Annotated in this window: 19 protein-coding genes and 5 tRNA genes; 23 read left to right on the forward strand and 1 reads right to left on the reverse strand. The window is 35.2% G+C overall.

Annotated elements, in window-relative coordinates; all coding sequences use genetic code 11:
• The 9 genes from ATG70_RS20755 to ATG70_RS20795 all read left to right on the forward strand — a co-directional run bounded on the left by ATG70_RS20755 (position 1) and on the right by ATG70_RS20795 (position 4,045).
• Positions 1 to 75, forward strand: a tRNA-Gln gene (locus ATG70_RS20755).
• A gap of 7 nt (positions 76 to 82) precedes the next feature.
• A tRNA-Gly gene (locus tag ATG70_RS20760) sits at positions 83 to 157 on the forward strand.
• 9 nt (positions 158 to 166) lie between these two features.
• Positions 167 to 241: transfer RNA gene (locus ATG70_RS20765), tRNA-Cys, on the forward strand.
• A 27-nt stretch (positions 242 to 268) separates the two neighbouring features.
• A tRNA-Leu gene (locus ATG70_RS20770) sits at positions 269 to 358 on the forward strand.
• Positions 359 to 391: 33 nt separating this feature from the next.
• Positions 392 to 476, forward strand: a tRNA-Leu gene (locus ATG70_RS20775).
• 170 nt (positions 477 to 646) lie between these two features.
• Entirely contained in the window at positions 647 to 1,636 is a 990-nt protein-coding gene (locus ATG70_RS20780) for a tyrosine-type recombinase/integrase (protein WP_098446342.1), read from the forward strand.
• A gap of 13 nt (positions 1,637 to 1,649) precedes the next feature.
• On the forward strand, positions 1,650 to 1,889 hold the full coding sequence (locus ATG70_RS20785; RefSeq protein WP_098446343.1) for a hypothetical protein: 240 nt from the start codon (positions 1,650 to 1,652) through the stop codon (positions 1,887 to 1,889).
• Between the two features lie 858 nt (positions 1,890 to 2,747).
• Positions 2,748 to 3,134 carry a hypothetical protein gene (locus tag ATG70_RS20790; RefSeq protein ID WP_098446345.1) on the forward strand — a complete coding sequence of 129 codons (387 nt, stop codon included), beginning with the start codon at positions 2,748 to 2,750 and terminating at the stop codon, positions 3,132 to 3,134.
• A 107-nt stretch (positions 3,135 to 3,241) separates the two neighbouring features.
• Positions 3,242 to 4,045 (forward strand): abortive infection family protein, encoded by an 804-nt coding sequence (locus ATG70_RS20795; protein WP_098446346.1) that lies wholly within the window; start codon positions 3,242 to 3,244, stop codon positions 4,043 to 4,045.
• Positions 4,046 to 4,366: 321 nt separating this feature from the next.
• On the opposite strand, the gene ATG70_RS20800 is transcribed toward ATG70_RS20795, so the two are convergent.
• Entirely contained in the window at positions 4,367 to 4,933 is a 567-nt protein-coding gene (locus ATG70_RS20800; protein ID WP_098446347.1) for a recombinase family protein, read from the reverse strand.
• 743 nt (positions 4,934 to 5,676) lie between these two features.
• On the opposite strand from ATG70_RS20800, the gene ATG70_RS20805 reads away from it, so the two are divergent.
• The 14 genes from ATG70_RS20805 to ATG70_RS20860 all read left to right on the forward strand — a co-directional run bounded on the left by ATG70_RS20805 (position 5,677) and on the right by ATG70_RS20860 (position 14,240).
• Complete coding sequence (locus tag ATG70_RS20805) at positions 5,677 to 6,063, forward strand: helix-turn-helix domain-containing protein (protein ID WP_098446348.1); 387 nt, start codon at positions 5,677 to 5,679, stop codon at positions 6,061 to 6,063.
• A gap of 295 nt (positions 6,064 to 6,358) precedes the next feature.
• Entirely contained in the window at positions 6,359 to 7,072 is a 714-nt protein-coding gene (locus ATG70_RS20810) for a hypothetical protein (protein ID WP_098446349.1), read from the forward strand.
• 1 nt (position 7,073) lies between these two features.
• Positions 7,074 to 7,442, forward strand: coding sequence for a hypothetical protein (locus tag ATG70_RS20815; RefSeq protein WP_098446351.1), 369 nt, complete (start codon positions 7,074 to 7,076; stop codon positions 7,440 to 7,442).
• Positions 7,443 to 7,779: 337 nt separating this feature from the next.
• Positions 7,780 to 8,043 carry a hypothetical protein gene (locus ATG70_RS20820; RefSeq protein ID WP_098446352.1) on the forward strand — a complete coding sequence of 88 codons (264 nt, stop codon included), beginning with the start codon at positions 7,780 to 7,782 and terminating at the stop codon, positions 8,041 to 8,043.
• Positions 8,043 to 8,465 carry a phBC6A51 family helix-turn-helix protein gene (locus tag ATG70_RS20825; RefSeq protein ID WP_098446354.1) on the forward strand — a complete coding sequence of 141 codons (423 nt, stop codon included), beginning with the start codon at positions 8,043 to 8,045 and terminating at the stop codon, positions 8,463 to 8,465. Before ATG70_RS20820 ends, ATG70_RS20825 begins: the two co-directional genes overlap by 1 nt.
• A gap of 27 nt (positions 8,466 to 8,492) precedes the next feature.
• A complete protein-coding gene (locus ATG70_RS22635; RefSeq protein WP_179886355.1) occupies positions 8,493 to 8,663 on the forward strand; it encodes a hypothetical protein in 171 nt (56 codons plus the stop codon).
• Positions 8,647 to 8,901, forward strand: a complete 255-nt coding sequence (locus ATG70_RS20830; protein ID WP_098446356.1) for a hypothetical protein — start codon at positions 8,647 to 8,649, stop codon at positions 8,899 to 8,901. Before ATG70_RS22635 ends, ATG70_RS20830 begins: the two co-directional genes overlap by 17 nt.
• Before the next feature lie 2 nt (positions 8,902 to 8,903).
• Positions 8,904 to 9,530 carry a phage tail tape measure protein gene (locus ATG70_RS20835; RefSeq protein WP_098446357.1) on the forward strand — a complete coding sequence of 209 codons (627 nt, stop codon included), beginning with the start codon at positions 8,904 to 8,906 and terminating at the stop codon, positions 9,528 to 9,530.
• Between the two features lie 114 nt (positions 9,531 to 9,644).
• On the forward strand, positions 9,645 to 9,800 hold the full coding sequence (locus ATG70_RS22640; protein WP_179886356.1) for a hypothetical protein: 156 nt from the start codon (positions 9,645 to 9,647) through the stop codon (positions 9,798 to 9,800).
• Positions 9,800 to 10,024: a hypothetical protein gene (locus ATG70_RS20840; protein WP_098446358.1), complete on the forward strand. Its 225-nt coding sequence runs from the start codon at positions 9,800 to 9,802 to the stop codon at positions 10,022 to 10,024. The genes ATG70_RS22640 and ATG70_RS20840 overlap by 1 nt, the downstream gene beginning before the upstream one ends.
• A gap of 323 nt (positions 10,025 to 10,347) precedes the next feature.
• Entirely contained in the window at positions 10,348 to 10,899 is a 552-nt protein-coding gene (locus tag ATG70_RS20845) for a DUF4352 domain-containing protein (RefSeq protein WP_179886357.1), read from the forward strand.
• Between the two features lie 153 nt (positions 10,900 to 11,052).
• On the forward strand, positions 11,053 to 11,937 hold the full coding sequence (locus tag ATG70_RS20850; RefSeq protein WP_098446361.1) for a hypothetical protein: 885 nt from the start codon (positions 11,053 to 11,055) through the stop codon (positions 11,935 to 11,937).
• A gap of 63 nt (positions 11,938 to 12,000) precedes the next feature.
• Positions 12,001 to 12,774 carry a hypothetical protein gene (locus ATG70_RS20855; protein ID WP_098446362.1) on the forward strand — a complete coding sequence of 258 codons (774 nt, stop codon included), beginning with the start codon at positions 12,001 to 12,003 and terminating at the stop codon, positions 12,772 to 12,774.
• A 281-nt stretch (positions 12,775 to 13,055) separates the two neighbouring features.
• On the forward strand, positions 13,056 to 14,240 hold the full coding sequence (locus ATG70_RS20860; RefSeq protein ID WP_098446364.1) for a zinc-ribbon domain-containing protein: 1,185 nt from the start codon (positions 13,056 to 13,058) through the stop codon (positions 14,238 to 14,240).
• Positions 14,241 to 14,289: the final 49 nt, after the last annotated feature.

A 14,289-nucleotide genomic window follows, 5' to 3' on the forward strand; every position in this document is an offset into this window, starting at 1 on the left:
TGGGCTATAGCCAAGCGGTAAGGCAACGGATTTTGATTCCGTCATGCGCTGGTTCGAATCCAGCTAGCCCAGCCATTTTGTTGCGGAAGTAGTTCAGTGGTAGAACATCACCTTGCCAAGGTGGGGGTCGCGGGTTCGAATCCCGTCTTCCGCTCCATTTTACAAAGGCGGCATAGCCAAGTGGTAAGGCACGGGTCTGCAAAACCCTTACGCCCCGGTTCAAATCCGGGTGCCGCCTCCAATCTTAATATTTTTTCTTTAAAGTCCTGCCGGAGTGGCGGAATTGGCAGACGCACAGGACTTAAAATCCTGCGGAGGGTGTACCTCCGTGCCGGTTCGAGCCCGGCCTCCGGCACCACTTATTTTTTGCCTAAATTAAACATGGTACTTTGCCGGTGTGGCGGAATTGGCAGACGCGCACGACTCAAAATCGTGTTCCGAGAGGAGTGTCGGTTCGAACCCGACCACCGGTACCATTTATTTCGTTAATACATAATCAATTAACCGTGAATATACCGTAATATCAACGTTTCTCACATTGTGGGAAACGTTTTTTTTGTGTTTAAAGAACGTTGATTCAAGAGTTATCTTTTCGTCTCTAATCGTGTGAACTAATCGTGCGAATAGCTTCGAATGGAGGTGACATATGGTAAGACGTAAAAACAATCTTAATGAACGTGAATTGTCCATAGTCCGAAAAAGTGAGAAGTCGTATGCAGAAACGTTCAAGGAAGCATTGCAACTCTTTCTTGATGATTGCGATTTACGTAATTTAAGACCGTTCACTATCCGTTACTATCAAAATGAAATTCAAGCGTTTCTTAATCAGTTAGAAGAACAAGGAATAGATACGAATGAGTTAAAGCCCTATAACGTTACGGAAGAACATATCCAAGAGAATGTTATTAGGTATATGCGTATTTACAAAGGCACTAAGATTGTCTCAATAAATACTCGTTTACGCGGTTTACGTTCGTTCTTCAACTTCCTTTACAAAAAGAAACACATACCTAAAAATCCTATGGAGAATATTACTTTATTAAAAGATAGGAAGCATGTAATCCCTACTTTCTCAAAGGAACAACTTAACACGTTATTTAATCAACCCGACTTAACTACATTTACGGGAGTTCGCGACTATACAATAATGATGGTTTTCCTTGAAACGGGTATACGTGTAAATGAACTTGTAGGGCTATCCATAGCAGATATTCAATGGGAAGATAGTTTGTTAAGGATTCGGAACGCAAAGACTTATAGGGAACGGTTAGTACCAATACAAAGCGAAATGAAGAAGCAACTGAAGAAGTATATCTCCATACGAGGACTTGTTGAATGTGATGACTTATTTGTAACCATTGATGGAACACCTTTATTAAGAAGGTCTGTACAACAGCGAATCGACGTATATGGGGTGAAAGCCAAAATAAAAGACGTTCGTTGTAGTCCTCATACGTTCCGCCATACATTTGCAAAGTTAAGTGTTCAACAAGGTGCTAACATATTTGAATTACAAACTATTTTAGGACATACAAGCATGGAAATAGTAAAGACCTATGTAAACCTATTCGGAAATGATGTAAGAGAACGTCATAAGGATTTTTCACCGATAAAGGTGTTAAAGAAACGAAGATAAGGCTGGTGTGTTAATGGAGACGAGATTTAAAACTTTAGGGGTAAACGAAGAAGATATTTCTGTAAGCGTCTATTGTAACTATCTTAATTTAAGGGAAGCTAAAAGGGCTTTTCAAGAAAAGAAAGATGATTCAGTTGTAATTGAAATTATCAAAGATAAAGAAGAAAGGATAGGTGCAATATGTATTGGGATTGAAGAAGCTGAACGTATTGCATTAGCACTATTGAACATTCGTAGTTCTATAAAATATTAGACATTAATAAGAAAAAGCCACGCGTTGCACCGCGTGACCCAAACTTAGCTACAACTAAATACGGAAAACCGTTTTAGCTACTTACATATGTTATCGAAAAAGATTAGTATATGCAAGGCTTATTAAGTATTGCCTTTTTTAGCAGCTGTAAAGTTTTCCCGTCGTGGATTGCCAACTAATACGACGTTAATCTAACCTAGATAGGTTTGCCCTTGCCGATGCAATAACTTGGGATAGGACACATAAAAACGTTCCCTATTACGTTTAGTGTCCGAAGGGTGAAAGCTACCTCTAAGTGCTGAACGAAGGAAGGGTAGACTGTCTAAGGACGGTGTAGGACAAGCCACAACTAACATAGAATCTTTTTCTAGTCCCAATATAAAAGGGTGTCGATTTAGCTAACTGAAAAGCCAAAGCGTAAGGTTAGGGGCTATGTGAACCTGCTAGGGCTACTTGCTGCAGTAGGCTTGTTAAAGAGAAATCTTTTCGTTTAATAGGGATATACTACGGACACCTCAGTAATTCCTGACGGATGTTTACTAAATATAAAGCGACTATTTCATATAGCATATTAATTTTCTTGCTATAAAGGTAGTCGTTTTTATGCCTTCCGTTTTCCTCGACTAACCTTCAAGATGTTGCCAAAAAATCCAAAAGCAAGACTAAAGATGAATAAGTTGATAACTAATTATAATTTTTATATTAGGCTACCTACATAAATAATCATTTGTATATATCCAAACACAATCGTAATGAATTTATGTATATATAAAAGAAAATATTGGATATTGATGATATAATGATTAAGTAGCTTACCTATATCAGTATTATCAATATTAAAATTAAGGATGATGTAATATGGCGAAGTACGGTTATGGTGGAAAAGAAGAATTACTATATTTGAAAGCTTATAATCTAGCAAAAGAAGGCTATTCTACATTACTTTTTAGTTTTGAATCTGCACCAATTAAGCTTCTCCCCGTATTAGCGTCACATGTATTAGAAGTAGATATTGAAGAAGTGAAGAATCCATCAGAAGAAATCAAGAATAGAATGAAACAAGAACTAACAAAAGTACCGTTAACATATGTGGATGAAACTAGCCTTTCTTTAGAAGAAATCGAAAAATTGATAATAAAAAATAAAAAGGAAAAAAATGTTACTCATGTGGTTTTTGACCGCGTTGATGAAAAGAATAAAATAGACCAGCTTGCAAATAAATTAGGGGTAAAAGCTTATTATTAATATTATATCACCAGGGAAAAAACACCTATAATTGGGTGTTCTTTATCTTTGAGGAGATATATTTTATTGGTCATAGTTTTCATATAATTTGTTGGAGGCTTAAAATTATGAGAAACTCTACCGCCATTAAATTGGAAGGGTGTAAGGAAAACTTAAGAAGAACTTACGAAGAATATAGTCGTCTTCAGGGTAATATGCAAAATTATAATAAACACTTGTCCGATGAAGAATTTCAAGAAGCTAGAATAGTAATATTTAGGCTTTGTGAAGAAATGGAGAAAGAAATTCCAAATGGTATAAAAGATAATAGGAGTGTAGAAGAATTTCTTCAAAATATACTTTTTGATAATTCTCCTTACGGTGAAGATATGTCCTATATCTCTAGCTTATATAATCCATTTATTGATTATATTGAGATGAAGAACATAGATGTGAAAATTCTACATATCGATTGTGAAGTACCACTTGAATTAAGTTATAATCATATTTTAGAGGACATTGCTAAATGCGAAAACAGAATTGAGTCAGGTGATTATTCAGGGGCGATAACTTCTGCAAAGTCTCTAATTGAAGGGGTATGTAAAGAAATTATATTAAATATTGAAGGCGAAGATATATCTGGTCACCCTAACTTACCCGAATTATTTAATAAAGTACGCACACATCTGAATTTAGACCCTAGTAATGAAGAGTTACAAAAGTCTCTTAAACAAGTATTAAGTGGTTTAATTCAAGTTGTCCATGGATTAAATGAGGTTAGAAATAAAAGTGGTGATAGCCACCCTCGGAAAATCAAACCAAGTCTACACCATGCATTGCTAGTTGCTAATTCAGCAAAAACTGTAGTGAATTTCCTTTTTCATACTTATGAGTACCAAAGAAACTTAGGTAAGATAAAAATTTTAAATTAACTTACTAGAGGGGAAATAAATTTCCTCTCGGAAGTCAGTATTATAAAAAGTCTTACTACTTTCTGAACACCTATGATAATTATGTAAGACATTTGTCGACGTTCGGATAACAGTGGATATGACATTAATAAAACCCGCAAAACGAACCCAGGACGTAACAATTCCTCTAGTCATCCTTTGTTACATATCAACTATAACCCTTGATACATATATGATTGCGGGCAATTTGTGAGGTTTCCTTTTTATAATTTAGGGACAAATTCGGTTCTGATTCTAATAGCATAATACAAATAAATATACACAAGAAAAGACGGTAGGTTATTAGCCAGCCGTCTCTTTGTTCTTGGCATATATTGTAGCCCTTGGAACACCAGTCATTTTCACAATCTCATTAACGCTTAAACCGTTGTCCTTCCTTTCACGAAATAGCATCAAAGCCTTCTTAACGTCCTTATCTGGCTTCCCTTTGCGTCCCATGTGCGTACCCTTCGCCTTTGCCCTTTCTCTACCTTCCGCCGTTCTCTCATTAATAATATCCCTCTCGAATTCAGCGATAGCCCCTAACATTGTAAACATTAACTTCCCCGCCGAATTGCTAAAGTCTATATTCTCCTTAATGAATACAAGCCCTATACCACGTTCTTGTAAGTCTCTTACTATCTTATGTAGGTCAAACGTTGAACGGGCTAGACGGTCTATCTTATACACTACAAGCGTATCTCCTTCACGAAGATAGTCTAATGCCTTATTCAATTCCGCACGGTCAGCAGAACCACCACTAAACTTCTCCTTGAATATCTTATCTACGCCGTATGTATTCAGCTTATCTATTTGTATATCTAAACTTTGTTCCTTTGTACTAACTCTTGCATATCCAATAACCGCCATTGTCTAACGCTTCCTTTCATATGTCTATAAGTCACTGTAACTTCTGTACATTTAATATTAGACTAACTTTTAGACGATGTAAAGAACCAATATAGACGGTTATTCTTGTTTATCTTCATGTGTACAAAAGTAGTAAGTTTTAGACAATTCAATCACATAGATAAGTTTAATAATATTATTCAAAAATTAGGCGAAGGGGGTACGGAATGGGGGAAGTGGGTCTATATATGCCCCTCCCTCCTATGTCGCATATACGTATACCGTTTTTAAGTCGCGGGCGTTACCTCTACGTTTATCCAACGTTGCCTTAACTTATATTCACCTCACTTTACTAAAGCGATAGGGGGGGATTTTACCTTCCTCAAATATCGAATATTGCCACTAAAATTTTTCTAGTAAAAAATAACCTTTGAGTGTTACTCCGTAAGGGGTTTAAATGTGAACAATTATTGAACGTTGATAGGTAGCACTTGTGTGCAATCGTTTGCTTGTTGTTAGTACATAGAAACTTTTTTAGATGAAAATATCTCAAATTGGGCTTGCATTACCCAACAAGTATATAAGCCCATGTCACAAATCGGGCTAAACATTTCCTATTACAAGTAGAAGAACGTTGTTGAGGACGTTCAGCAATATAGACGAGATTAGCAGAGTTGAGAATGGGCGGTGCAGTTCAATGCGGTATACTACGCCGTCCTTAGTTGAGTTGAAATTACATCAACGAAAAGGAGAATTATCTAGTTATGGAACAACAGAAGAAAGCAAGAGTAGGAGAACAAACTCAAGGCGGTGTATTCGTAAAAATGTATTTACCACTTTTCAAATGCGGAATTGCAGAGGATTTAGGAATGGAAGGCGTAGGGCTATTAGTCACAATCGCTTCTTACATGGACAAGCACGGGAAATGCTATCCAACACAAAGACAATTAGCTAAGAGATTAGGAACAACTCCTAACCGAGTTAATAGACAAGTTGCTAAGTTGTTAGATTATCGCTTTAACGGTAAGCCGATTATTATACGGGAATTCAATGAGAACGACCGAGGAAAAGCGAATTCAGTTTACTATATTCAACCTATTTCACAATTAACAATGTTTGAAGGAAAAAGGGAAGTTATCGAACACGAATAAGCAAAGCACTATATTTGTGACGCGTCACATTAATTGTGATAAAGGTTGTGTTCATTTTGAGTTTTAGTTGTATTCATTTTGTGCTTTGGTTGTGTACGGAATGACGACATAACTAGAACCAATAACTAGAACCATATAACAAGATAAACATGAGGAAGAAAACCACTTCCTCTATTATACAAAAAGAGATAAGTAATCTATTAAGATATTTACAATATTAAAGAATAAAGACCAAGATTTCCGCCAAATGGGGGCGGGGCTACATTTTGTAAACAGAAACGGAGAAGATTGTATTATGACTATTAATTTCGGAAAAATGAAAAGAGGACGTTCAACAAATAAAAGCGGTATGTACTTCCTAAATAATAATTACGAGGTATTGTATATCGACTGTATGGGTGAATGTAAGCAACGTAAAGAAGTAGGCGAATACTTTGTGAATTCGGGGACTAAACGAATCAAATTAGAAAGCATTGGAGAAGTAGGGAACGTAATTCATGTTCCTAAATACCGAACTAAATGTAAGGTATGTGAAGGTAGTTATTTCAGCAATTGGCAACGAAAAAGCACTAAACGGGCAGAGTATCAAAAGAATTGGAATGATGATAACGCCGACCACCTAATAGCAGTACGGCATAATGCCCGTGCAAAGAAGTTAGACCTACTAGCGACCTTAACGGCTGATATTGTTAAAGAAATAAGAGAAGAACAACAAGGACGTTGTATCTTGTCGGGACTAGAAGAAGAATTAGAATTTGAACACGCCGTACCCGTAGCTAACGGCGGAGGAAGTACCTTTGAAAATTGCTACTTCATCAATCCTTATCTTAACGCAACTAAAGGCAATAAAAACATATTTGAATGGGCCAAGGAACAATACAACTTTATACAAAGACGCTTCTATAACATTCTAGTTCCAATGATGGCGGAACGAAACGGAATGACACCGAAGGAATACGAAGCCTTTGTATATAACCAATACAACAAAGACGAAAAGGGGATTAGTTAATATGGAAGCATTAGATAAATTAGATACACTTTTTGAGGAAATCGCGGGCAAGCATGAGACAAAGAAGAACCCGAAGGTTAGAAAGGAACGCATAGCAAACGACGAGAAATTAAATCAAAAGATTCTAGTAGACTTGAAGAAAGGAGAACTGAAATGGAAAGAGGTTGCAGAACTTCATGAGGTAGAAATGAACTATGTGCGTTCGGTTTATGCTTATTATCGTAGTGAAATAGATACGTATAGGGAAGGCAGGACTTACAAAGGAAGCCGAGTTAGTGACAATATAATTTCACCAATACGGAAATTCAATGTTAATGACCTATCAGAACATGAAGCCGAAAGCATGGGCTTACTTTACTTGAAACGATAAAGGAACTTTACCTATCCGAACAAAATAATATTTATTGAGAATCCTTAGGGGTTCTTCTTTTTTGTCTAAAATGTGAATGGACTTTAGAAAAATTAAAGAAATTTGTCAAAATACCCGTAAAAGCCCCCCCTTTAAATGTCGTATAAATAGGATGAAATATAGTCCGCCTTAATTGGGGTGGTTATATTACTTTCTTTTCCTGATTAAGTGTTTCGTATGGCATTATGAATCTCCTTTCGTAAGGGAACGGCGGATATTAATTTGTTCCGCCTTTTTCTTATACGAAGAAAGGTTACAAAAAAGGGATAAATACAAAATTATTTAGGAGGGTTAGAAATTGGAACAAAACGAATTCAAATTATCGGGGGCTACGGTTCGAGTAGCGAGGTTACTAAAGGGGGTAAGTGCTACCGAGTTCGCAAAGAATGTAGGACTTTCACTTAACCACTTTACGCAACTAGAAAGAGAAGTAGCAGGAATTACATTTAGAAATCATTTTCGTATATTACGAGAACTTCGGAAGCTGGGATACACCGACCAACAACTAGCTGCGATTCTGATTCTAACGGAAAATATAGAAGGAGTGGAGGTTAAAAGATAATGAAGAAAGACGCAAGGCTAGACACGAGACAAATTAGAATCCTAGAAGATTACTTCGGACGTTCGGTTGCAGGAGAAACTAAAGAAAAGATAGCCGAATCACACGGCATTAGCCGTAAGACCTTGTACATGTGGGAATCAACAGACCACGGCAAGCAATTACACGCAGACTTTCAAAAGGAAATGTCTACAAATGACTTACCTAAGTTTTATCAGAAGCTATCAGAGAAAATGCAGTCGGGTTCATATAAGCACATGGAACTATACGCAAAGATTCACGGCTTACTAGCACCCGAAAAGAAAGAGGTTACAAGCCACAATGTTAACGAGGAAACAAGTGGTGCACATAAGCCAACTTCTAAAGAATATCTAGCAGAACTAGAAGCCCTATTAGAAGAACCTACAATAAAGCGAGTAAAATAGTTTTTCAAAAAGAAGAGAGAAATTATTATGGCGTATGCTGATTTAGCAGGCTTTGCGGATTACAATTTAAACACGCCAACACTAAATAAAACTATTAGCGGAGAATATGTCCGAACACAATTAGAACGCATTGTACGTTCATATGAAGTGAGTGTTAAACACTTGTCTGAAACGTACCGAATTGTTAGAAGTCATTGAGAGAAAAGAGACTTCGAAGCGTGGGAACTATCTCCGTTTACTTAACAAGCATAATAAGACAAAAGAAGAACATCTTCAATTACATGCAAGTATCAGAGACATTGAGGAAATGTACAACGCACTTACACCAATTGAACGAAAGATACGGGACCCGCAACGCCGTTTAATTGCGGTTTATCCTAACGAATTAATAGAAGTTGTTTATTCAGAACTAGAAAAAATCAAAGGGAGAGATTAATCATGACACTATTCAAATCAGCGACAGAAAAGGTAATCAAAGTAAGGGAACGTATCCAAGCAAAACGCGAGGAACTACAAAAGAAGCAAGCACAACTAAACGACGAAATTAAGGCACTAGTCGACCAAAAGGAAAACGAGTTTCAACAAGCTATCTTAGAAGACGATACAAGCTATTCAGATACTAAGATTCGTAAGGCTATTGGTAAGGCTAACGAGGAACTACAAGACGTTAGGCAACAACTGGCAAGCCTAGACGACTTAGAAGCGAAGCAACTAGAAGGACTAAAGGGCGAGATTGACACGGAATTCAGAAAGGTACGCAACGAGGAAACAGAACGCCTTAACAAACATGAACGCGAGATTCAGAAAATGAAGATGGAATACTTTAAGAAATTCGTAGAATACACGGAAGAAGTTAAGAAGTCAGAAGCGAGACTTCGCGAGGTTAACAACGTTAAGGAACAAGTAGGACTGAAAACAACGCCTATCGACATGAAAATGATGTACATTGTCAATCAATACACGGGTACGGAATTCCACCCGATGGTAGTAACGGGCGAAATGAGAGACGTTTATAACGGTAGAATTCCTTATTCAAATGAAGTTATTGAAAAGTATTCTAAGTAATTTTGTTCACTCCTTAATTACTTTTTTAGATTGAAAAAGACACCACACGGCGGGCAACGAAAACCCCGCCTTTTATTTTGAAAAATATTATTTAAAACGAGGGAGAAATGAGAAATGGAAAAATACATGGAAGCACTAAACAGAGGTAAACGAGTACGCAGTCTTCAAAGTGAAACACTAGCATTATTTGTACTTCACATTCAAAATATCGACGACGAAGCGACGTTACAAGCTATTAAGAAATCACTTCAAACGGGAGGGAAAGTATAATGTCACCTATTGAAAAGTTAATGCAGGGCTATTCTATGACCGAAGAAAAGAACCAGGAGAACGATGAAGAAACCGCGGTACTCAACAAGGACAATGTAGAGGAACGAGAGTTAACAAGTATCGAGAAACTCATCAATGGATATGGTAAGGACGGGCTACAAAAGGAAGAAGCAAAGATTGCCCCTAACGAGATTAAGAAAGAAGACAAGGAGGAAGAAAAATAATGGCAAAGAAGAAGACAAGAAAGCTAAAGAAACAAACGTACAAACCTGCAACGCCTAAACAAATGCAGGACGCACACAATTTAAGAAATAAGAGGGCGGCGAAGTATTAGCCGTTCTTTCTTACATAATCGTTCATAAAGTTTTTTAAAGTTTAATATAATCACTGTTTATTACTATTGTTAAAGCTATGGTACAATCTCTACCTCAATTTCCAATATTATGGTAGATTAATATTCTAATATCCTGTATTATGTAATATGTGTAATGTAAAAACATTTTTTACATTTATAACAAAATGCATAATTCTTCAAGGGGGAGAAAGTATGAAGAAGTTTTTCAAGATGGGGTGCTTAGGACTTATAGGTCTTATCGTTCTAATTATTATTATTGCAGTAGCAACAAGTGGCGGTGATGATACTACTTCTGGTACTAAAGTAAGCGAAAGCGACGGCGGTTCTAAGGAAGAAGCTAAGTCCGAAGAAACAGTAGCCGACAAGACATTCAAAGTCGGTGACACTATCGACCTTAATGGTTTAGAAATTACTATCGCTTCTGCTAAGTACATTGAAGCTAGTGAGTATGCACCTTCCGAACAAGGTAAGATTCTTCAAATGGAAGTAAACGTAACTAACAACAAAGACGATAAGATTTTCTTTGACTCAAGTGAATTCAACATGTATGACATGGACGGAAATACTTTAGAACAATACTTTGGCGGTGACGATTTAGACATTAGTGGAGATGTAAACGCAGGTAAGAAACTTAGTGGTACACTTACTTACGACGTGCCTGAAGCCGACGCTTACGAACTAATTTACGAACCAACTTTCTCATGGACTGACGAACAAGTAACTTGGGAAATTGCACCACAATAATGGGAAGCCATCGGGCTTCTCTTTTTTAATATAAGTGAATGTTTTAGTTGCTGCTATTTACTACTCAGAAAAAGACTTTTATGTGAAGTGGAATTGACACTGCTTATGTAGATACATGTGGTAAAATAATGTAAAAAAACAAGGGGGAATTTTATGGACGAGAATAAGGAGAAGAAAGAGAATGTGAATGATTTCCCTAATAAACGAGACTTTTGGTATACATTTAGTATTCTAGTTCTAGTTATAACGGGACTTACTGCTTTCTATTTCGGTGGAGAAGGAAGTAATATGGTATCGCACGTTGGGTTTGCAGGAACAATAGTTTCAATACTACTTGCCGTTATAGCGATAATTTATTCGTTTTATCAAAGTAGCACCTATGAAAATGCAACTCACAAACTAGATACATCTGCACAAAAGATTGAGAATGCTACTAATCAGCTTTCAAACGTGAGTGAAATAGAAAAAATGATGGATGATTTTAAAGTTGATGTAACGACAATAAAGAAAAGTATAGACGATATGCAAGGGATGTTAGGGAAAGTAGATAATGGCTTTTCATCTTTAAATAGAAATATTGAGGAGTTATATAATGATGGACAAACTGAATCTTATAAAAATGAAAATAATCTAGCAGTAACCTTTGATGAAAATTATTTTAGAGTATTTCTTAAAAAAACATCTAAATTAACGTTTTATGTCTTTCTTTTGATTGCAAAATCTAGGGGTGTTTCTGAAGAAATTGATATGGAGAGATGGCTTACTTATTTTTGGGAAGGAATACTTGAAAATACACCACATGATGATATTATTCACCATTCATTAACTAGAGAAATGGGACAATTAATGGCTTTTAGTCAGGTTGGATTCTTTGATTTAGAAATTACTTATGAAGATGCGACCATTAAAGTATCTAATATAGTTAATAGTTTGATTGAAGCAATATTAGAGGAAGAAAAAGAAATTCTCAAAGGGGATGGCAAAGACAAACTAAAAAAAATCATAAAGAATCTAGATAAAGACATTAATAAAGAATAAAAAAACATCTCTTTAGCTACATCGATGAAATAGAACAAGAATATTTCCATTTGGGAGGGAAGTATGAACGTTAAAGCCCTTTATGAACAATATAGCGTTAAGAATTGGTTAGAATATCACACGTTTGAACCACACTACTTAAAATACTTACCCAATGAAACTCTAGCAGGAACTAAGATACATGATGTTTATACCCAATTTAGTAATGCTAGAAGTTCTTTAGACTTTTGTGATTTCAATAAACTGAAGAATGTATTTATGAACTCTAACGATTTAGGTATAAAATACATGCAATCAAAATTCTTCTTTGATTCATTAGCACACTATAATTATTGCATAGATTTATCTTGGCAAGTTTTGTATTTCTATTACGGAAGTAAAGATTACGGTATGTTGAATGAAAAGAAGTACATTAATACTGCAAAAAATTGCAAACTTGTTGAGGTAAAGAAGCTTTTAGGTAAAGAAAATACTTATTACAAACTAGCCAATTCCTTTTTCAATGGTAGTAAAACAAAAGAAATTAGAGATAAATATAATCATCTTAAGCACAGAGGAACCTTTCATATTGATGGTTTAGGAATAGGTGATAGTAATTTTTTTCCCATGGTGTTGAGTGATGGTAGTAAACCCCCTATGTTAGCTAGAGAGACTATCAATATAGAAGAATGGAGAGTGAAGTTGATAGCATTTGATATTTCATTTGTAGAGTATTTCAATCAACTTATTAAAGTAATGCCGGATGATTATACAGATGGAGTTAGTAAGTTAGAAGCCTTAAGTAATTATAGAGATAGATTAGAAACATGGATATCCAGTGAGAATAATAAAAGCTAATGACATTCCATTTAGTTAACGAAGAAATAGGACATATAATAGAAGAATCTTCTTTAATACGTGCTAGAAATTCAATTAAAACAAGTTCGAAGATGATGAAGATAGCCCCGTTTTGGCGTTAACTGACGTCTTAGTTATTGTTGAAGCAAACGTACAATACTTTGTGGTTAAGGAATACGAAAGGGCATGATTAAAATGGTCGTTATTTAAACGGATAGTGTCTTTTGTATAAATAATACTGGGCAATTCAGTTTAGGCGTATTTTTAGAGAGGGATATCTGATGGTAAAATCGTTGGAAAAATGGTGTATAGATAACAATCGTATGGATATTTTAGAAGAATACGGCGGTATTTTAGGAGAATATAAGAAGTTTACTAAGGCTTCAAAGATGGCCTATAATAGTTCAGAATATGTAAAATGGAATTGTTTAAAATGTGGGTCATATAAAGCGTTAAAAGTAAAAGAACGCATTTTACAAGATAAAATAGAGTGCCTAAAGTGTAAGAATCAAAAAGCATTAAGTAAACGATTTGAAAAATTACAGTCAGAAATTGCAGATATTAGTTATTTAGCAAGGGTAATACATTCGTCTATTCCCGAACAGTATTTATACTATTATTTAAAAAAAGCCTTTAATAATATTGAAAGTCAAAAACAATTTAACTGGTTAAGGGGGATGTCTATTGATATTTATATCCCTGAATATAGATTAGGAATTGAATATGATGGGGAAAGATACCACTCAAACAATAATAATGACAAATTAAAGTATGAAATCTGCCAAAATAACCAAGTGAGATTACTTAGAATAGTAGAAGTCTCAAAACAACAACAAACAAAAACCAAGTATCCTGCGGATTGGTATTATTTATATAGTCCAAATTATAACTATACTAATATATCTGAAGTGATTTTTGCACTATTAAATTACATAGATAAGAATAAAGAATCCATATTTCTAGAAAATCCAATAAATTTAAGAAATGATTTTGTTCATATTGAGAAGCAGATAAAAAAAGAATTCGACAAGCGAACATTATTTTATAAATGGTCAGAACTAGTTAAGTATTGGGACTTTAAAAGAAACGGCGACATACTACCTAACCATGTATTTAAATCCGACAAAAAAACATATTATTTGAAATGTCCTAAATGTAATTCAGAGTATAGTTTTAATCCTTCTAAAAGAAGAAAGGCTATACCTCCATGTACTTGTGAAAAAAGTCAATATATAAAGCGTGCAAAAGAGATAGTTTCTATATATGAGAATTTAGGTTTAATAAAATTTGAAGATACTCTTTTAGATAGACAGATAGAGGATGAAATTTTAAGAACTGCAGACGGCTTATATCAATGTTATAAATATTTTGGAACTATTGACGTATATCATATGGAATCAAGTAGGTTTAGTAAACCATTTATAGCTTGTTATCTTAATAATTATACTAATAAGAAGATATATTAATTAATACATTTTCATGTAAGCGAATCTATAAAACGGAAGGCGGAAGAAG

The sequence above is a fragment of the Bacillus sp. es.036 genome, assembly GCF_002563635.1.
Taxonomy (GTDB): domain Bacteria; phylum Bacillota; class Bacilli; order Bacillales; family Guptibacillaceae; genus Guptibacillus.